Origin of the sequence: Comamonas sp. (assembly GCF_036666375.1) — a bacterium.
Lineage (GTDB): Bacteria > Pseudomonadota > Gammaproteobacteria > Burkholderiales > Burkholderiaceae_C > Comamonas.
Map to the genome: position 1 here is coordinate 6,301 of NZ_JAVWWA010000059.1, position 19,825 is coordinate 26,125.

Here is a 19,825-nt window from a genome sequence, read left to right on the forward strand (position 1 = left end):
CTGCGTCAGACCAGCTCACCACCTTCGAAGCTGCGCGTATGCTCGGGCTGGCCGTGCGCTCCGTGCAACTGATGGTGGACCGCAACGAACTGCAGGCGTGGAAGACTCCGGGGGGCCACCGGCGCATTTCGCGTCAGTCGGTGGAGCAGTGTTTGCGCGCGCGCGCCGGCGAGGAGACGCAGGCAGCCGATCCCGCGGTGCAAGGGACTGTGCGCTCGGCGGTCGCGTCGGCACAGCCGCCTCACGCGGTCAAGACGGCGGTAGCTGGCGCAATGCATGTGCTGCTGATCGAGGATTCCATACACTTCCAGAACCTGGTGTCCCTGCTGGTGACGCAACACTTTCCACAGTGGCAGTTGCACATTGCGAATGATGGAATCACGGGGCTGGCCATGTACGGCCAGATCCAGCCCGATATCCTGATTGTGGACATCCTGCTGCCCGGCATCGATGGCGGCACCCTCATCACCACGCTGCGCTCGCATCCCCAGTTCGCCAAGAGCCAGTTGATCGTCGTGACCTCGCTGGATGAAGCCCAGCGCGCTCCGTATGCATTCGCATTGCAGGGCGTCAATGTCATCTACAAGCCACGCTTGGTGGCCGAACTGCCCGCGCTTCTTGCCCAGAGCCTGGAAGCGCGGCAGTCTTCTGTGCGCGAGGAGTAAACCCATGACGAAAGAGCCTGGCGCAGCGCTGGCGCGCGTGCTGCTTGTGGAGGACGATGTTTCCATCGCGCGCTTCATCGAGATGGCATTGGAAGACCAGGGGCTGGAGCTGACCGTGTGCACCGATGTGGAAAGCGCGCTCGCTGTGCTCAAGGACGGCCCGGTGCAACTGATCATTTCCGATCTGATGCTGCCCGGCTTGTCGGGCTACGATCTGCTCGATCGCTTGCATGCCGAGCCCGCGCTTGTGGCCGGCGCCAAGGTGGTGATCTTCAGCGCCGGCCTGGGCGCTGGCAAGCCCGCAGAGCTGGAAGGCCGCGGCGTGTGGCGCGTGTTGAGCAAGCCGGCATCCGTGGTCCAACTGCTCGCCTGCGTGAGCGATGCGCTTGCGCAGCGTTCTGACTCTCCTGCGAGCCAGTCCGCAGTTGCGCCGCCCGCGCCGGGCTTGGATAGTTCTGAAGACGCGGCGATCGCTGCGTATTTCGACGGTAATACGGCACTGTTCCTGGCCTATCGCGCCAAGTGCCTCGCGCAGTTTGCCAACGATCTGGCGGTGGGCGACGCCGCACTGCGGTCGGGCGATCTCCCGGCGCTGCAGCGCCTGTCGCACAGTCTGTCCACCGTGTTTTGCACCCTGGGCTGGGCCCAGGACGGCAGGACCGCAAAGGCGCTGGAATCGCGGGCCGCCGAAGGTGATGCCCAGGCCGCGGCCATCGCCTGGGGAAAACTGCGCGCCCGGCTGCTCAACGGCGGCTTGGCCTAATCTCGCGAGCGGGAAGCGGGTAGGCTTGGCTCAATCTCCGGCCTTGCCGGCGCGGCGCAAGGTTACCGCATCGAGTTGAGACAGCGAGACCTCGTTGGCCCCCAAGCGGAACAGGCGCATGGAGTTGCTGACGCTTTGCACCTGGCCATGGACCGATTGCGCCGCAGCTGCGAGCTCTTCCACCATGGCCGCATTCTGTTGCGTGATGGAGTCCATGTGGGCCACCGCTTCGTTGATCTGGGATATCCCCACCTGCTGCTCGCCTGCGGCAGTGCTGATCTCGTCGAGCAAGACGTTCACCTGGCCTATCGATTGCACGACGGCTTGCATGCGCTCGCGCGCCTGTGCGGCGCTGGTGACGCCCGCCGTAACGCGCGTGCCCGACTCGCTGATGAGTTGCTTGATGTCCTTGGCCGCGGCTGCCGTGCGCTGCGCCAGTGCGCGCACTTCGGACGCCACCACCGCAAAGCCGCGTCCCTGGTCTCCCGCCCGGGCCGCTTCCACCGCAGCGTTCAAAGCCAGGATGTTGGTCTGGAATGCCACGCCTTCTATCAACTGGATGATGTCCTCGATGCGCCTGGACGACGCGGCTATGCCTTCCATGGTGTCGGCAAGATGCTTGACCGCTGCATCGCCGTTGCGGGCGATCTCGGTGGTGTCTCGGGCCATCTGAGCGCCATGGCTCGCCGAAGTGGCGCTGTTCTGGATGGTGCCGTTGACTTCCTCCATCGAGGCTGCCGTCTGCTCCAGGCTGCTGGCCTGTGTCTCGGTGCGGGAGGATAGATCGTTGTTTCCCGAGGCGATTTCCTGCACCGCCACGTCCAGATGGCTCACTTCCTGGCGCACGTCGCTCACCACCGTGCACAGGTTCACGCTCAGTTGATTCAATGCCTGTTGCAGACGCCCCACCACGTCGGCGGCTCCGGTTTCAACGCTGCACGACAAGTCGCCCGCTGCGAGGCGGTTCGCATCCTTGACCAGGCGGTGCAGCGGCTGGACGGCAAAGGCCTGGATGAGAAATGCACTGGCCATCAGCGCCAGTGCCGCGGCGCCCAGCAGCGCGTATCCCGGAGCGCCCAGAAAATGCGCTGCGACCACGGTGGCCATGGCCGCCGCCTGGGTGAGCATCAGCTTGACAGCCAGGGAGGGCTGGACCAGGCGCCTGAGCCATCCGGCCAGCCCCTTGTGCACCACATGGCCGCCCCGCAGTCCCAGATTCGTCTTTCCCGTTTCCTGCCCGGACCTCAACTGCGCATACAGCGCCTCGGCGGCCCGCACTTCTTCCCGGCTGGGAACGGTTCGCACCGACAGAAATCCCGTGATCTGGTTGCCGTTCATCATGGGAGTCGCGTTCGCCTGCACCCAATAATGGTCTCCATCCTTGCGGCGGTTCTTGACGAAGCCCGTCCACGGCAAGCCGGACTGTATCGTCTCCCACATGTCGCGGAATGCCTCCGAAGGCATGTCGGGATGCCGGACCAGATTATGGGATTGACCCAGCAGCTCCTCCCGCTGGAAGCCGCTCACATGGATGAACGCATTGTTGCAATAGGTGATCCTTCCCTTGAGGTCTGTCACGGACACCAGAGTGTCATTTGCGGAAAGGGTGAACTCCTGCTGGGTGATAGGTAGGTTTTTGCGCATGTAGGCCTATGAAGTTGGAGGCGTAGCGGCGGATTCGGGGCCAGGGCCGCATGGCGAATTACATCCGAATTTCGGTGAAAATGAAACAAGTTTCTGATAATTATGTTGGGTATGATTTTTTTGAAGCCGTTGATGTCTGCAGTATTGGCGGCGCTTTTCCGCTTTTCCGAGACCATCGAAGGCGCTGCGATGCCAGAAATCGCCGCCGGGCTGCTCGCAGTGCATGGGCCTGCCGGTCTCCCGATCGCGCCCATCGGGAATGAGGGATGACTTGCACTCGCGGCAGGGCCAGGTTCTGCTGCGCGATGCGTGCGTCCTAGATGGCCTGCAGCGTCTGAGGCCTCGGGGCTGCGCCCAGCGCCCAGCGCACCACTGCTGCGCTGCCCATCCATGGTTTCCCCTTAGAGAGACATTTTGGCGACAGCGGTTCGTTGCCAGGCCGGCGCACTATCGATAAGGCAAAAACGTCCCGGCATGGATTCATCAGGAAATGCACCAATGCATTGCGGATCTCATGGCGGGGATCCCTATGCAGGCACTTTCTCGGGAGCAGTAACCAGCATGATCAGCCAGCCAACCTTGAACCGGGCACCTCTGTTTTACGCCATGTCGACAGCCCTGCTGTTGAGCGCGTGCGGCGGCGGAGGTTCCGGCGACAACGCCAGCGAAAACACCACCCCCAAGTCCACCAGCATCGTCGATGGCGTTCCCGCCATCGATCCGGCAATTTCCGCGGCAGCGCAGAAGCTCGTGGCGGACAAGAACATCCAGGCCATCGTGGCGGATCTGAAAACGCCGGCCAGCGAGAAGGCGCGCTTCAACCAGCACATGGAGCTGGTGCGCATCGCTTCGCCCTCGCGCTACGAGCACCGCATGGCGGCGGAAGTGCATCGCCGCATGGTCGCCGAATGGGGTTTTGCCGCGAGCGAGGTCAAAACCCGCGCCGACGGCAATCTTCCGGGCTCGGACGTGCAGATCGTGGACGGTCTGCCGGTGTACAACGCCTGTGTCGAGATCAAGGGCAGCTACTCGAGCTCGCCCGGCGCCAAGGCATACAACGGCCAATACCCCAAGGTGCTGATCGAGTCGCACATCGACGTGGTCAATCCCGAGGTGTTGCCGCCGGCGAGCAAGCCTTTCCTGCCGATCAAGCTGCAGCCCATGACCGAAGCCGTGGTCAACACGCCCGAGGAGCTGGCCGCCATTTCGCGCGAGCTGGCTTTCGACGACCGCGGACGCATTGTGGAGGACGCCAACTACGCGGCAGCCAGCCGCTGGTTCGCGACCGAAACCGCGGCCCGCCAGGGCGGTGCGGTGCGTATGTATGTGCCCGGCTACTCCGACGCGATGGGCAATACCTCCAGCCTGTTCACCCTGGCGCAGATGTTCAAGAAATACCGGATCAAGCCCGTGTACGACGTGTGGATCTGCGGCACGGCGGGCGAAGAAGGCAAGGGCAATCTGGCCGGGATGAAGCAGCTCTATGGTTTCGACCAGGACAAGGGCACGGGTTCGAATCCGCTGAACATCGTGGCCAATTTCGGCTCCGAAGGCGGCGGTGCGATCAACTTCACGGGCAGCTATCGTTTCGAGATGAAGTTCAAGGCGCCCGCGATTGCCGGCAATGGCCCGAGCGCGGTCGAAGCCATGGCCGCAACCATTGCCAGGATTGCCGATCTGAAGACGCCTTCCGAGCTGCGCACCGATGCGGTGAAGACGACCTACACCGTGGGCCAGTCGAGTTGCGAGGCGCCGGCCGCGGGCAGCAGCGTGATACCGAGCTGTACCTTGCTGGTGGACATGCGCAGCGAGCGCACCGATACGCTCAATGAAATCCGCAGCGGCATCGAACCCACCTTCAAGGCCGGCGTCGCGGCGGAAAACGCGCGTTACGGCAAGGCCGATGGCGCGGGCGACGCGGTCGGCCTGGAACAGGTCTGGTATGGCCTGCGTCCGGCCTTCGTCAATGGCAATACGGCCAACATCGCCTTGCAGGCCGGCTGGCAGGCGGCCAAGAGCGTGGGCGTGGACGAGGTGGCCAAGGTGCCCACAGGCTCGAGCAGCCTGAACGACAACGTGCCGGCCAACACCGGTGTGCCGACCTACAACTGGTCGCTGGCCTCCAATGTGGCCAGCGGCGGCACCCATGCCTTCTGGGAATGGGGCACCAAGGGCGATCCGGCGCGCGAGACGCAGCGCATCCAGCGCGCGCTGACCGCCGTGCTGATCGCCTCGGGCTACAACCTCGCCGACGGCGGCGTCATTGCCCCGGCGCTCGATCCCATCGGCGTGCGCACCCGCGACGTGAAGTAAGCCAGAACAAGAGGTGACACCATGAAAAAACTGATCTCTACCCTTGTCTTTTCCGCCATGGCCGCAGGCGCCGGGCTCGCGCATGCGCAAAGCTCCGTGCTGGTCGAGTTCCAGGGCCCGGGAGGCCACAGCAGCAGCAACTACGGCCGCACCAGCGCCCTGCACGCGGCAGCGCGCGCGGTGATGGCGCTGCAGAAATCGGGACTGCCTGCAGGCAGCTATGCCGTGACCGATCTGACGGGCGGCAATTCGGTCAACTCGATTGCGTCCGACGGCAAGTTCGTCGCCACGCTCAACGCCCAGTCGGGGGTGTCGGCCGGCGACTTCCTGGCCAAGGTGACCGAGTCCGCGAAGGCCGGCGCCGCGGCAGAAAACGCCTTCCGCAATGTCAAGGCCGGCGACCTGACGGCGGGCGCGCCGGCGGACATACGCTACGCGGTCAAGCCGCAATGACCGCCTGCCCGTGAGCGCGGGCGCTGCAGGCAAATGCCGGTCAGTGCGCGGCTGACTGGCATTTTTCGTGGCCGGTCTGGGCAAAAATGCGGCCGGCGCTGGCATGGGGCCGTATCGTCAAGGCATAGGGGGCCAGCGCCGACTGAGTGCATGCGCGGCGCTCAGCCGCCCAGCAGCACGGAATCTGCCGCATCCATGTCGCGCACCGCGTCGTGGAACACGCGGCGCAGCCATTCGATGCCGGGATCGCGCGTGCGATAGCGGTGCCACTGCATGGCCTGGCGCATCTCGCCCAGCGCCACCGGCACTTCGCGCACCACGATGGGCAGGTGGCGCGCCGCCTGGCGCGCAAGCCGGCTGTGGATGGTCGCAACGCGCTCGGTGCCGACCACCAGGGCGGGCGCGCAGGCAAAGCTGAAGCTGGTGACATCGATGCGGCGTTCCAGCCCATGGCGCTTGAACAGCCCGTCTTCCAGCGAACTCGCGTTGGTCGCGGGCGGCAGCGTGAGCACATGGCCGGCCGCGACATAGCGCTCCAGATTCAGATCGCCTTGCGCCAGCCGGCTGTCGCGCCACAGCACGCACTGGAAGCGCTCGCTGAACAGGTCTTCGGTCGGGTGGCTGGCCGAGCAGTATTCGCTGGGCATCACCACCATGTCGACCTCGGCGCGGTCCAGCGAACGCGTGGGCTCGAGCACCTGGGGCAGCAGCGAGAAGCGGATGTCGGGGCCTTGCGCATGGGCGCGCGCCAGCACATGCGGAATCAGCGTGGCCAGCGTGAAGTCCGAGACGAAGATGCGGAACTCGCGGTCGGATTTGGCGGGCACGAACTCGGGCTTGGCCGCGACCGAGCTGTCGATGCGCAGCAGCACGTCGCGCACCGTGTCCTTGAGCACTTCGGCGCGCGGCGTCAGCTCCATGCGCCGGCCCACCTGCACCAGCAGTTCATCGTCGAAATAGTCTCTGAGCCGGGCCAGCGCATTGCTCATGGCCGACTGGCTCATGTGCAGCCGTTCGGCCGCGCGGCTGATGCTGGCTTCGATCAGCAGCACGTCGAGTGCCACCAGCAAGTTGAGATCAAGTTTGTTGAAGCGCATCGGGGTCTCCTCGGGCCGCATCGTACTGGCTGTGCGCAAGTCGCGGGTTAACCCGAAAAGTATTTGCGCCGTCGATGGCAGGGATGGATTCAAACCATTTTCCAGTATGCAAGCCGCTTCCTACACTCGCCGCACTACTAGAAAAAACGCGGTTCGAGCGCACTCCAAAGTGCCCGCCGATGTCCGGCCTGCAAGGCCCCATGCAACGGAGACAAACCCTTCCATGTCCACGATTCCATCCCTTCGCCACGCCGGGGCGGCGCGCACCCTGGCAGCCGCCGCGGCCGCGCTGCTGGCCAGCGGCGCGAGCCAGGCCTTCGAGTTCGATACCGGCAATCCCGACCTCAAGATCCGCTGGGACAACACGCTCAAGTACAGCAATGCGTTGCGGCTCAAGGACCGTTCGCCGGGGCTGTCGAGCACGCAGTTCGGGCCGGCGGGCGTGATCGGCGCCAACAACCTCAACCAGGACGATGGCGACAACAACTTCGGCAAGGGACTGGTCTCCAACCGCGTCGATCTGCTCAGCGAGCTCGATGTGACCGGCCGCAACTGGGGCGGGCGCATCAGCGCCGCGGCCTGGTACGACACGGTCTACCACCGCGCCACCGACAACCCCGGCATCAGCGCCAACCATGCGCCGGCCAGCGAATTCACGTCGGACACGCGTTCGCTGATGGGCCGAAAGGCCGAAGTGCTCGACGCCTTCGTGTTCGGCAAGTTCGACCTGGCCGACAGGCCCGCGACCGTGCGCCTGGGCCGGCACACGCTGCTGTGGGGCGAGAGCCTGTTCTTCGGCGTCAACGGCATCGCGGGCGGCCAGGCGCCGCTCGATCTGATCAAGCTGTTGTCGGTGCCGAACTCGCAGTTCAAGGAAACCGTGCGCCCCACGGGAAAGCTCTCGGGCCAGGTGCAGCTGTCCAGCGATGTCGCCGTGGGCGCGTATTGGTCCTACGAGTGGCAAAAGACCCGGCTCGCGCCCGTGGGCAGCTATCTGTCTGCCAGCGACGCGATGGGCCCGGGCGCGGAGCGCATCAATGCCGGCCCCACGGGCACGTTCGTGCGCCAGGCCGATCTCGATGCGCGCGACGGCGGCCAGGGCGGGCTGCAGCTGCGCTGGCGCGTGGACGCGATCGACACCGATCTGGGCTTTTACGCCATCCGCTACCACGCGAGCACGCCCAGCAACATCTGGAACACGCTCAGCGGCGCGCCGCCGGCGCTGCGCGCGAGCAGCTACCGCTGGGTCTACCACGAAGGCGTGAGCGCGTTCGGCGCGAGCTTTGCCAAGACCGTGGGCGAATGGGGCCTGGCCGGCGAGATGTCGCTGCGCCGCAATGCGCCGCTGTCCAGCAGCGGGCTGTCGGTCATTCCCGCCATAGGCGTGGGCACGCGCTACGACAACCGCGATAACCCGGGCTATGCCGTGGGCGAGACCGGACACGCGCAGTTCTCCTGGCTCGCGAGCCTGGGGCCCAGCTTCATCGCGCGTGAAGCCAGCTTTCTGGGCGAGATCGCCTGGAACCGCCGGCTCAAGGTCACGCAGAACGCGCAGATGCTCAACCCGAACACCGACCGCGACGCCACGGCGCTGCGCATGGTCTACGCGCCGTCGTACCGCCAGGTGCTGCCCGGGCTGGACCTCACGCCCAGCGTGGGCATCGGCTATGGCTGGGGCCGTTCATCCGCCGTGGGCCCGGGCTTCGGCGTCGACAAGGGCGGCGATTTCAACATCGGCCTGGCGGGGGTCTACCTGGGCAAATGGACCGGCTCGCTGAACTACGTGCACTACCTGGGCAAGGAAGGCCCGACGCTGGACAACAACAACAACGCCCAGTTCCGCCAGTCGCTCAAGGACCGCAACTTCCTGAGCCTCTCGCTGCGCACGACTTTCTAAGAATTACCCGGAGACAGACATGAAGCATTCAACGATTGCCGCCGCCGTGCTGCTGATGGCGGCGCTGGGCGCCCAGGCCGGCGCCACGCCCGAAGAGGCCGCGAGGCTCAAGACCGAACTCACGCCCCTGGGCGCCGAGCGCGCGGGCAACAAGGACGGCTCCATTCCCGCCTGGACCGGCGGCTACACCACGGCCATGCCTGGCTTCAAGAACGGCGGGCGCCGCGGCGACCCATTCGCCGGCGACAAGCCGCAGTACGTGATCAACGCCGCCAACATGGCCCAGCATGCCGACAAGCTGACCGATGGCACGCAGGCGCTGCTGAAGAAGTATCCGACGTTTCGCATCGATGTCTACAAGACGCTGCGCACCGCGGCCGCGCCGCAATGGGTCTACGACAACACGTTCAAGAACGCGACCTCGGCCAGGCTGGACGGCGAAATCCTGCGCGACGCGTTCGGCGGCATTCCGTTTCCCATTCCCAAGACCGCCAAGGAAATCATCGCCAACCACGAGATGCACTGGCGCGGCGAAGCCTGGCAGACCGATTTCCGCGGCTATCTTGGCACGGCCAACGGTCAGAGCGTGCTGTCGGTCGAAGCCACGGGCGACTTCCAGATGCCGTACTACGCCCAGGGCCAGGAAGCGAAGTACAACGGCGAGTACTGGATGATTCGCATGCTCAACTCGGGCCCGGCGGTGCGCGCCGGCGAAGCCCTGGTGGGCCGGCAGAACGTGGACCAGGACAAGACCGCGAACTGGGTCTACCTCACGGGCCAGCGCCGCGTGCGCAAGCTGCCCAACGCCTGCTGCGACACGCCCACGCCGGCTTCCAGCGGCGTCGCGAGCTTCGACGAGGTCGACGTGCTGAGCGGGCGCACCGACCGCCACGACTGGAAGATCGTCGGCAAGCGCGAAATGCTGATTCCCTACAACAGCAACCGCATGCACCAGCCCGAGAAGGACAGCGAGCTGCTGATGGCCAATCACCTCAACCCCGACCATGTGCGCTGGGAGCTGCACCGCGTCTGGGTGCTCGAGGCCACGCTCAAGCCCGGCCAGCGCCACCAGGCCGCGCGCTCGCGCTACTACATAGACGAGGACACCTGGGTCGCGGTGCTTGCCGACCGCTGGGACGCCAAGGGCCAGCTGTGGAAGACCGTCTGGTCCCATCCGGTGGTGATGCCCGATCTGCCGGCGACCACGCCGCAGCAGCAATGGGGTTTCAACGACCTGATCAGCGGCGCCTGGTACGCCAGCGGCGTGGTCAACGAGCGCAAGCAGCACTACCGCATCGTGCCGCGCCGCGCCGACTCGCACTTCACCGCCGAAGCCATGGCCGGCGAAGGCCTGCGCTGAGGCCATGATGTTCACTTTCTTCTCCAGCGCGCCGACCTGGCGCGCGAGCGCAGCCGCGACCTTTTGCGCCGGCCTGATGGTCGGCGCCGGCGCCGCGACACCTGCGGCGCCGGTGGGCGCGGCCGCTGAACGCCCCGCAGTGATGGTGCAACGCCCGGCGGCGGCCGTGCTGCTGGGCGCGGCCAGCGCGGGCCAGCGCACGGTGGCCGTGGGCGAGCGCGGCGTGCTGATCGTCTCCGACGACGGCGGCGCGCAATGGCGCCAGGTGGCGCTGCCCACCAGCGTCACGCTGACGGCGGTGCGCTTTGCCGATGCGCGCCATGGAGTGGCCGTGGGACACGGCGGCACGGTGCTGACCAGCAGCGATGGCGGCGACACCTGGACGCGCCGGCTCGACGGCCTGCGTCTGGCGCAGCTCGCGCTGCAAGCTGCGCAGCGCGGCGGCGATGCCGCGGCCATGCGCGACGCTGAACGCCTTGTGGCCGAAGGCGCGGACAAGCCGTTTCTGGACGTGCTGCTCTGGGACGCCAGGCGCTATCTGGCCGTCGGCGCTTTCGGCCTGGCATTCGCCACCGACGACGGCGGCCAGAGCTGGACGCCCTGGATGGGGCGCCTGCCCAATCCCAAGGCCATGCACTTCTATGTCGCGCGCCGCAGCGGCGATACCGTGGTGCTCGCGGGCGAACAAGGCCTGCTGCTGCGCTCGGGCGACAACGGGCACAGCTTCGAGGCCCTGGCCAGCCCCTACCAGGGCAGCTGGTTCACGGCCGAGATATCGGGCCGGGAACTGCTGCTCGCCGGCCTGCGCGGCAATGTCTGGCGCAGCGTCGATGGCGGCAACGCCTGGGCGCAGATCGCCAATCCGCGTCCCGCTTCCATCACCGCTTCGCTTGCGATGGAAAGCGAAGTGCTGCTGGCCAATCAGGCCGGCCAGGTGCTGCGTCTGCAGGGCGCCGAACTCCAGGCGCTGGACCATGCGCCCCAGGCGCCGCTGGCCGGCCTGGTCGCTTCGGGCCGGCAGCTGCTGGGCCTGGGCGTAGGCGGTATCCACGCAGTGCGCGGAGGCAAACCATGATGCCGTCCTCCTCCCCTGTTCCAACGGCAGCGCGCTTCGATACGCGCTCGGGATCGGTCGTCGAGCGTCTGCTGTTCAACCACCGGCTGCTGGTGGTCGTGCTGTGCGCGCTGGTGACGCTGGTGCTGGGCTGGCAGGCCACGCGGCTGCAGCTGCAGGCCAGCTTCGAGAAGACCATTCCCACGGGCCATCCCTATATCGCCAACTATCTGGCGCACCAGACCGAACTCAGCGGCCTGGGCAATGCGGTGCGCATCGCCGTCGCACGGCCGCAAGGCCCCGAGGGCGGCATCTACGACGCCGCCTACCTCGATACGCTGCGCCGCCTGACCGATGCGGTCTTCCTGCTGCCTGGCGTGGACCGCGTGGCAATGAAGTCGCTGTGGACGCCGACCACGCGCTGGTTCGGCGTGACCGAAGACGGCCTCGAAGGCGGGCCGGTGATACCCGACGGTTTCGACGGCGGCCAGGCCAGCCTGCAGCAGCTCGCAGCCAACGTTGCGCGTTCGGGCGAGATCGGCCAGCTGGTGGCGCGCGACGCGCGCTCCTCGGTGATCTTCGTGCCGTTGCTGGCCAAGGACGCCGAGGGCAAGGCCATCGACTATGCGCGGCTGTCGGAGCAGCTCGAGGCGCTGCGCAGCCAGTTCGAGCGCGAGGGCGTGACCATTCACATCACGGGCTTTGCCAAGCTGGTGGGCGACCTGATCGACGGCGTGCGCGCGGTGCTGCTGTTCTTCGCGCTGGCCGTGGCCATCGCCACGGCCATGGTCTACTGGTACACCCGCTGCCTGCGCTCCACGCTGCTGGTGGTGCTGGCCTCGCTGATCGCGGTGGTCTGGCAGCTGGGCCTGCTGCCGCTGCTGGGCTTCGTGCTGGATCCTTATTCGATCCTGGTGCCGTTCCTGGTGTTTGCCATCGGCATGAGCCATGGCGCGCAGAAGATGAACGGCATCATGCAGGACATAGGCCGCGGCGCCGACAAGCTCGTGGCCGCGCGGTTCACGTTCCGCCGGCTGTTCCTCGCCGGCCTCACGGCGCTGGTTGCCGACGCCGTGGGCTTTGCGGTGCTGCTGGTGATCGACATCCAGGCGATCCGCGAACTCGCGATCGCCGCGTCGCTGGGCGTGGGCGTGCTGATCTTCACCAATCTGATCCTGCTGCCCATTTTGCTGAGCTATACGGGGGTCAGCGCGCGCGCCGCGGCACGCAGTCTGCGCGCCGAAGAAGGCGCTGCCGCGGGCGCCCGGCTGTGGACGCTGCTCACGCGCTTCACCGAGAGGCGCTGGGCCGCGGCGGCCGTGACCGCAGGCCTGGTGCTGGGCGTGGCGGGCTTTGCGGCCAGCACCCAGCTCAAGATCGGCGATCTCGACCCGGGAGCGCCCGAGCTGCGCGAAGGCAGCCGCTACAACCGCGATGTCGCCTATCTCAACGCGGCCTATGGCGCGTCCAGCGACATGCTCGCGGTGATGGTGCGCACGCCGCCGGGCCAGTGCGCGAACTACGAGACGCTCAACAAGGTGGACGCGCTCGAGTGGCAGCTGCGCCAGCTCGACGGCGTCGAGTCGACCAACACCCTGGCGCTGCTCAACCGGCGCGTGCTGGCGGGCCTCAACGAGGGCAATCCCAAGTGGTACGAGTTCGTCCCCAACCAGGACATGCTCAACACCGCCACGGCCAGCGCGCCGCGCGGCCTCTACAACGACGCCTGCTCGCTGCTCACGGTCTATGCCTACCTGCGCGACCACAAGGCCGACACGCTGGCGCGCGTGGTGGCCCATGTCGAGGCCTTTGCCCGCGAGAACAACGGCCCGCAGTCCGAGTTCCTGCTGGCCGCGGGCTCGGCCGGCATCGAGGCCGCGACCAATATCGTGGTGCGCGACGCCTGGCGGCAGATGCTGTTGCTGGTCTATGGCGCCGTGGCGCTGCTGTGCCTGGTCACGTTCCGTTCCTGGCGCGCGGTGGTGGTCGCGGTGCTGCCGCTGGTCATCACTTCGCTGCTGGCCGAAGCGCTGATGGTCGCTCTGGGCATGGGCGTCAAGGTCGCGACCCTGCCCGTGATCGCGCTGGGCGTGGGCATAGGCGTGGACTACGCGCTCTACATCCTGTCGGTCACGCTGGCCGAGCTGCGCCGCGGCCAGAGCCTGGCTGCGGCCTACCACCGCGCGCTGCTGTTCACCGGCAAGGTGGTGATGCTGACCGGCGTGACGCTGGCCGTGGGCGTGATCACCTGGGTCGCCAGCCCGATCAAGTTCCAGGCCGACATGGGCCTGCTGCTGGCTTTCATGTTCCTCTGGAACATGGTCGGCGCGCTGGTGCTGCTGCCCGCGCTCGCGCATTTCCTTCTCAAGCCGGCCTTGCTGCCGGTGTCCCGGCCGGCAGCGATGCCGGCACCTCTTCTCACTCCCAACTATTGAACATGTTCAAGTACTTCCCCACCAACTACGTCTGGAATCTGTCGGTCAATCTGGCCATCGAGATGGGCGCGCGCATAGGCGAGATCGAAGAAATGTGCGCGCCGCTGCAGGAGGCCGCCAAGGCGCCCGACGCCGCGGGCACGCAGGCCTTTCGCGCCACCTGGGCGGCCATGGCCGACAAGCTGTGCGAGCTCGCCGCGGAAGACGAGGCGCGCGGGCGCCTGCTGTCCGCAGGCGAGAAATACGGCCGCGCAGCGGCCTACTACATCACCTGCGAGCGGCTGCAGGCGCATGGCGCGCCGGGCCGGCTGGCACTGTACGAACGCTGTCTCGAGGTGTTCGCCAAGGGGCTGCGCCTGGCAGGCGACAACTGCGAGCGCGTGGAGATTCCCTATGAAGGCAAGGTGCTGTCGGCACTCTATGTGCGCGCCCTGGGCGTGGACGGCCGACCGGCGCAGGGCCCGGCCCCGCTGCTGGTGCAGATCAACGGCCTGGATTCGACCAAGGAGATGAAGTACCGCGTGGGCTTGTGCGCGTGGCTGGCGCGCCGCGGCGTGTCCTCGCTGATCGTCGACCAGCCCGGCACGGGCGAGGCCTTGCGCCTGCATGGGCTCACGGCGCGCTACGACACCGAGCACTGGGCCAGCCGCGTGGTGGACTGGCTCGAGACGCGCGCCGATGTGGACCCCAAGCGCATAGGCATGGAAGGCGTGTCGCTGGGCGGCTACTACTGTCCGCGCGCCGTCGCCATGGAGCCGCGCTTTGCCTGCGGCGTGGCCTGGGGCGCGAACCACGACTGGCGCGACGTGCAAAAGCGCCGGCTCGAGAAGGAAGGCAGCTTTCCCGTGCCGCACTACTGGAGCCATGTGCAGTGGGTCTGGGGCGCCAAGGACATCGATGACTTCATGCGCATTGCCGAGGATGTGCACCTGGACGGCGTGGTCGAGAAGATCCGCGTGCCTTTCCTGGTCACGCATGGCGAGCGGGATTCGCAGATTCCGCTCAAGTGGGCGCATCGCACCTACGACCAGCTGGTCAACAGCCCCAAGCGCGAACTCAAGATCTTCACCGACCGCGAAGGCGGGGTGCAGCACGCGAGCTTCGACAACAGCATCAACGCCGGCCAGTACATCGCGGACTGGGTCGCCGAAACCCTGCAGGGCCGCACGGCCTGAAAGCGCATTCCATGAATATCCTCGGACCCGATGCACTGGTATTTGGCGTCGACGACCTGCCGGCCTGCCGGCAATACCTGACCGACTACGGCCTGCGCGACGCAGGCAATGACTTCTTCGAGGCGCTGGACGGCACGGGCATAGTGCTGCGCGCCAAGGACGACGCCACGCTGGCGCCCGCCATGGGCACGGCCAGCATGCTGCGCGAGACCGTCTATGGCGTCGCCGACGCGGCCACGCTCGACGCGATCGAAGCCGAGCTGCGGCGCGACCGCGAAGTGCGCCGCGACGGCGGCGTGCTGCGCTGCGTGGACGACCTGGGTTTTGCGCTGGCCTTCCAGGTCAGCGTGCGCCGGCCCCTGGCGCTGGCCGCCGAGGCGATCAATGCGCCCGGCGCCGCGCCGCAGCGCGCGCCCAATGTCACCGCCGTCGACGACCGCCTGCCCGCGCTGCCGCGCTCGCTGTCGCATGTGGTGTATTTCGTTCCCGACGCCGCCAAGGCCGAAGCGTTCTACACGCGGCTGGGCTTTGTCTGCACCGACCGCTTCCTCGGCGTGGGCCCGTTCCTGCGGCCCGCGGGAACGCAGGAGCACCACACGCTGTTCATGATCCAGACGCCGCCGTTCATGAAAGGCTGCGAGCACTTCACCTTCCATATGGGCGGCCCGACCGAGCTGCTGCTCGCCGGCACGCGCTTTGTCGACAAGGGCTACCAGAGCTTCTGGGGGCCGGGGCGCCATCGCTTCGGCAGCAACTGGTTCTGGTACTTCAACTCGCCGCTGGGCTGCCATGTGGAGTACGACGCCGACATGGACCGGCATGACGAGCACTGGTCGGCACGCGAGGCGCCCATGGGCGCCGATGCCTCGCAGCTGTTCCTGTTCCAGCACCGCGAGAAGTGGGCGCCCAGCGGTCCCCCTCCCGGTGCCAAGCCTGCGCACTGAAGCGGAGCCCGCGATGCGGCTTTGCCATCTTGATGAACTGCCCGAGGGCGGCGCGCGCGGCTTCGACACCGAAGGCGCGGGCCAGGCCACGGTGTTCGTGCTGCGGCGCGGCAGCGCGCTGCGCGCCTGGCGCGACGCCTGCCCGCACCTCGGCACACCCTTGCCCTGGCGGCGCGACGCCTATCTGGACGCGTCCGGCAGGCATATCGTCTGCGCCGCGCATGGCGCGCTGTTCGACCCGCTGACGGGTGTCTGCAGCCTGGGACCCTGCCTGGGCGATGCACTGACACCCGTGGCGATCGAAGTGCATCCCGACGGCAGCCTGCACCTGGTGCCCTGAAAACAATAACTGGAGACAAACCATGACAAGCCAACGCATTCTCATCATCGGCGGCGGATTTTCCGGCATGTCGGCCGCCATCGAACTGCGCAGGCAGGGCCATGCGGTCGATCTCGTCGAGATCGACGCCGGCTGGCGCAACTACGGCGCGGGCATCAGCCTGGGCGGAGCGACGCTGCGCGCTTTCCGCCAGCTGGGCATTCTCGACGCCTTTCTTGCACAAGGCCATGCGGCCGACGGCGTGCGGCTGTGCCTGCCGCACGGCCCCCAGGTCGCCGAGCTGCCGACGCCGCGGCTGGCCGGCGCCGATGTGCCCGGCGGCGGCGGCATCCTGCGCCCGGTGCTGGCGCGCATTCTCGCCGACGCGACGCGCGCCAGCGGCGCCGACATCCGCCTGGGCTGCACGTTCACGCGCTTCGTGCAGGACGCAGATGGCGTGGACGTGGAGTTCACCGACGGCCAATGCCGCCGCTACGACCTGGTGATTGGCGCAGACGGCCTGTATTCCAAGGTGCGCGCAGCGCTGCTGCCGCAGGCGCCCCAGCCGGTGTACAGCGGCCAGGCGGTCTGGCGCGCGGTGCTGCCGCGCCTGCCCGGAATCGACACCGCGACCATGTGGATGGGCCCGCACGTCAAGCCCGGCGTCAACCCGGTGTCCAAGACCGAGATGTACCTGTTCGTCACCGAGCCGCGGCCGACCAACGACCATGTCGATCCCGCGAGCTTCGTCGATCGGCTGCGCGGCCTGCTCGAAGGCTTTGCCGCGCCGACGCTGCAGGAGATACGCGCGCAGATAGGCGCGCAGTCGCAAATCGTGTTCCGCCCGCTCGAAGGCCTGCTCGTGCCCCGGCCCTGGTCTCAGGGACGCATCGTGCTGATAGGCGACACCGTGCACGCGACCACGCCGCATCTGGCGTCGGGCGCCTGTATCGGCGTCGAAGACGCGCTGGTGTTGGCCGAGGAACTGGCGCGCGCTGCGCAGGGCGTGCCCGCGGCGCTGGCCGCGTTCGAGGCCCGGCGCTGGGAGCGTTGCCGCATGGTGGTCGAGAACTCGTTGCGTCTGGGCGAGATCGAGATCGCGGGCGGCGACAAGGACGAGCATGCGCACATCATGCGCAGCTCGCTGATGGCCCTGGCCGAACCCATCTGAGGTGGCGCCCATGATCACCACGGACTCCAGGCGCGGGCGCAGCGCGCTGATGATAGGCCACTGCGCCGGCATGGTCGACCTCGTGGCCTTGCCGGTCTGGGTCGGCACGCTGGTCGCGCAGTACCGCTTCGATGCGCAGCAGGCGGGCATGCTGGCCTCGCTGTTTCTCGGCGGCGCGGTGCTGGCCAGCATCGCGCTGGCTTCACGTTTTGACCGGCTCAACGGGCGCCTGGTGGCAACGCTGGGCTTTGGCCTGGCGGCGCTGGGCTTCGGTGTCGCGGCCGGCGCAAGCGACTTCGCCACACTGGCGGTGCTGCACGCGCTCAGCGGCATGGCCTCGGGCGCGGCCCTCAGCGCCACCCACGGCACCATAGCGCGCAGCGGCCGTCCGCACCGGCTGTTCGCCATCGTGGGCATGGCGCTGGCGGTGTTCGGTATCGCCTTCATGGGCGCGACGCCGCCGCTGGTGGCGCAGCTCGGCGGCCCGGTGCTGTTCCAGGTGTTCGGCGGCGTGATGGTGGTGGCGGCGCTGGCCGCCGCCTTGGCTTTCCCGGTGGCCGATGCCGTGCGCACGCCCGTCCAGGCGCAGGGGCGCGCGCCGCTGCCGGCCGTCGTCTGGTGCGGTATCGTGGGGATTGCCTGCATGGGCCTGGTGCAGGCCATGACGTTCAGCTTTCTCGAGCGCGTGGGCAGCGACCGCGGCTTTGGCGCGGCGGCCGTGACCGGCGTGCTGGTCGCGCTGGGCATAGTCAACTTCGCTCCGCCCGCGCTGGCCGCGCTGCTCGAAAAGCGCCTGGATGCACGCCGCGTGCTGCTCGGCGGCGCCGCGCTGCAGGCGCTGCTGGTCTGCGTGATCATGCTGTCGACGCAGTTCATCGCCTATGCGCTCGCCGCTTCGGTGTTCGCTGCGGTGATGATCTTCACGCACACCTTTGCCTTCGGCCTGCTGGCGCAACTCGACCGCAGCGGGCGCGCGCTGGCCGCGACGCCGGCGATGCTGATGACCGGCGCGGCCATAGGCCCGGTGCTGGGCGGAACGCTGGTCAAGTCATTCGGCTATGGCAGCCTGGCGATCGCCGCCACGGCCATTGCCGTTGTCGCGCTGCTGTGCTTTTCACGTCTGCCTGCCACGGGGGCTACGCCGCGGCAGCGGGCTCTGGCTTGAGTCGGAGCGGAATCCGCCGCGTTTGGCTTGGCTCGCCAAACTGCGGTCAGCGACGCATCCAGGGTGAGCTCAGGGCTGAGGGTTGCCTTTGATAGCCAACCTTCACCTGGCTTTCTCGAAGAGGTGAATGCGATCTGCTATTTGGGACGATACATGCGGAACTTCTGCGCTTCACCGATCGAGAAATAGTCCGCCGGGCCGCCCGCGCGCAGAATCGCGCCGGCATTGGCCGTGTCGAACACACCGTCCTTGAGCAGCCGATGATCGATGTAGACCTTGACCACCTCCCCAAGCACCAGCCAGGACGGAACCAGCTCATGGCTGGCTGTGCGCAACTGGTGGATGTCGGTCAATCGGCATTCGAAGGTCACCGGGCTCTGCGCGACTCTGGGCACCCGTATCAATTCCGAATCCACGGCTTCCAGCCCCGCCAGCTCGAACTCATCGACCTCCGGCGGGACGGCCGCACAGGTCTGGTTCATGGCATCTGCCAGCTCACGCGTGGCCAGGTTCCACGCGAACTCGCCGGTCTCCTGGATATTGCGCACCGTGTCCTTCCAACCGATGCTGGAGAAGCCGATGATGGGCGGGACGTAGTTGAAGGCGTTGAAGAAGCTGTAGGGAGCCAGATTGACCCTGCCGCTCGCGCTCCGGCTCGAAATCCACCCTATCGGCCGCGGGCCGACGATGGCGTTGAAGGGATCGTGCGGCAGTCCGTGCCCATTGCGGGGCTCGTAGGTATGAGAGTCGGTTTTCATCGCGGGTTGTTCTAGCGTCAGGCCTGCAGGGAAATGCCCAACGGCATTCGGGGACGATGGTGCAAGTCTAGCGGCGTGATGGGGACGTCGGGCTGCAGCGGGGTCTTCCAAACCTGAGGTCTCATCCGTCGCCATGGCCGATTTGCACGGCGCTCGCGCCTCATCACGGACGAAGAGCGTCTGGCTTTGCGTTTGGAAGGCATCCCGTTGAATTGGGAGAGCAGTTACTGCCCGGAGCATGCACACCCTCCTGCGGCTGCATAGGGCCAATTCTGGCCGAACTTATTGTCTTGGAGGTTGACCTCCGTACCTACTAAATAGCCGGTTTGGAAGGCTATGGTCACTCGGCGGGCGAGTCATGACCGTCGGCAACCAGCAAAGCTTGTCTTCATACACTTACCACTGCTTTGCAGCGGTTGCCGCTGCTCGTAGCTGTACCGCTTCCTAACGGTCACCGTCCCATACCGGCCATCTGAGCATCGACGCAGATGACTGCCCAATGACAGGTTTCAGGTGCGCAGCAGACAGGAGCTTGCGATCCTAATCAGCCATTCGACCTGCTCCGAATTAATCATTCGCTGCCCGCCCATAGCGTTCATCGACGCGAATCGA

At 66.9% G+C, this 19,825-nt stretch carries 17 protein-coding genes; 14 read left to right on the forward strand and 3 right to left on the reverse strand.

What is annotated here, in order from left to right; genetic code table 11:
* The coding region (locus tag RR928_RS14830; RefSeq protein WP_332547913.1) for a response regulator at positions 1-665 on the forward strand (665 nt) is incomplete at its 5' end.
* A gap of 4 nt (positions 666-669) precedes the next feature.
* Complete coding sequence (locus RR928_RS14835) at positions 670-1,428, forward strand: response regulator (protein ID WP_332535942.1); 759 nt, start codon at positions 670-672, stop codon at positions 1,426-1,428.
* Between the two features lie 30 nt (positions 1,429-1,458).
* Here RR928_RS14835 and RR928_RS14840 read toward each other — a convergent pair whose 3' ends face one another.
* A complete protein-coding gene (locus RR928_RS14840) occupies positions 1,459-3,072 on the reverse strand; it encodes a methyl-accepting chemotaxis protein (RefSeq protein WP_332535940.1) in 1,614 nt (537 codons plus the stop codon).
* Between the two features lie 102 nt (positions 3,073-3,174).
* Here RR928_RS14840 and RR928_RS14845 point away from each other — a divergent pair, with 102 nt between their 5' ends.
* From RR928_RS14845 to RR928_RS14855, 3 genes are all read left to right on the forward strand, one after another.
* Entirely contained in the window at positions 3,175-3,342 is a 168-nt protein-coding gene (locus tag RR928_RS14845) for a hypothetical protein (protein ID WP_332535938.1), read from the forward strand.
* 336 nt (positions 3,343-3,678) lie between these two features.
* Positions 3,679-5,385, forward strand: a complete 1,707-nt coding sequence (locus RR928_RS14850) for a peptidase M20 (RefSeq protein WP_332535936.1) — start codon at positions 3,679-3,681, stop codon at positions 5,383-5,385.
* Between the two features lie 21 nt (positions 5,386-5,406).
* Entirely contained in the window at positions 5,407-5,838 is a 432-nt protein-coding gene (locus RR928_RS14855; protein ID WP_332535934.1) for a peptidase dimerization domain-containing protein, read from the forward strand.
* A gap of 161 nt (positions 5,839-5,999) precedes the next feature.
* Here the strand turns inward: RR928_RS14855 and RR928_RS14860 are convergent, their stop codons facing one another.
* Complete coding sequence (locus tag RR928_RS14860) at positions 6,000-6,935, reverse strand: LysR family transcriptional regulator (protein ID WP_332547914.1); 936 nt, start codon at positions 6,933-6,935, stop codon at positions 6,000-6,002.
* A gap of 223 nt (positions 6,936-7,158) precedes the next feature.
* Between RR928_RS14860 and RR928_RS14865 the strand changes: the two genes are divergently transcribed.
* Genes RR928_RS14865 through RR928_RS14905 form a run of 9 tightly spaced genes read left to right on the forward strand, consistent with a single transcriptional unit; the run spans position 7,159 to position 18,455 of the window.
* Positions 7,159-8,832, forward strand: coding sequence for a DUF1302 domain-containing protein (locus RR928_RS14865; RefSeq protein WP_332547915.1), 1,674 nt, complete (start codon positions 7,159-7,161; stop codon positions 8,830-8,832).
* A 19-nt stretch (positions 8,833-8,851) separates the two neighbouring features.
* Positions 8,852-10,192, forward strand: coding sequence for a DUF1329 domain-containing protein (locus RR928_RS14870; RefSeq protein ID WP_332535928.1), 1,341 nt, complete (start codon positions 8,852-8,854; stop codon positions 10,190-10,192).
* Between the two features lie 4 nt (positions 10,193-10,196).
* Positions 10,197-11,267 carry a WD40/YVTN/BNR-like repeat-containing protein gene (locus RR928_RS14875; protein ID WP_332535926.1) on the forward strand — a complete coding sequence of 357 codons (1,071 nt, stop codon included), beginning with the start codon at positions 10,197-10,199 and terminating at the stop codon, positions 11,265-11,267.
* Positions 11,264-13,681: an efflux RND transporter permease subunit gene (locus RR928_RS14880; RefSeq protein WP_332535924.1), complete on the forward strand. Its 2,418-nt coding sequence runs from the start codon at positions 11,264-11,266 to the stop codon at positions 13,679-13,681. Before RR928_RS14875 ends, RR928_RS14880 begins: the two co-directional genes overlap by 4 nt.
* A 2-nt stretch (positions 13,682-13,683) precedes the next feature.
* Positions 13,684-14,856: an alpha/beta hydrolase family protein gene (locus tag RR928_RS14885; RefSeq protein ID WP_332535922.1), complete on the forward strand. Its 1,173-nt coding sequence runs from the start codon at positions 13,684-13,686 to the stop codon at positions 14,854-14,856.
* A gap of 11 nt (positions 14,857-14,867) precedes the next feature.
* Complete coding sequence (locus tag RR928_RS14890; RefSeq protein ID WP_332535920.1) at positions 14,868-15,800, forward strand: VOC family protein; 933 nt, start codon at positions 14,868-14,870, stop codon at positions 15,798-15,800.
* A gap of 13 nt (positions 15,801-15,813) precedes the next feature.
* Positions 15,814-16,140: a Rieske (2Fe-2S) protein gene (locus RR928_RS14895; RefSeq protein ID WP_332535918.1), complete on the forward strand. Its 327-nt coding sequence runs from the start codon at positions 15,814-15,816 to the stop codon at positions 16,138-16,140.
* Between the two features lie 22 nt (positions 16,141-16,162).
* On the forward strand, positions 16,163-17,290 hold the full coding sequence (locus tag RR928_RS14900) for an FAD-dependent oxidoreductase (RefSeq protein WP_332683123.1): 1,128 nt from the start codon (positions 16,163-16,165) through the stop codon (positions 17,288-17,290).
* Between the two features lie 10 nt (positions 17,291-17,300).
* Positions 17,301-18,455: an MFS transporter gene (locus tag RR928_RS14905; protein ID WP_332547918.1), complete on the forward strand. Its 1,155-nt coding sequence runs from the start codon at positions 17,301-17,303 to the stop codon at positions 18,453-18,455.
* Positions 18,456-18,592: 137 nt separating this feature from the next.
* On the opposite strand, the gene RR928_RS14910 is transcribed toward RR928_RS14905, so the two are convergent.
* On the reverse strand, positions 18,593-19,213 hold the full coding sequence (locus tag RR928_RS14910) for a flavin reductase family protein (RefSeq protein WP_332535914.1): 621 nt from the start codon (positions 19,211-19,213) through the stop codon (positions 18,593-18,595).
* Positions 19,214-19,825: the final 612 nt, after the last annotated feature.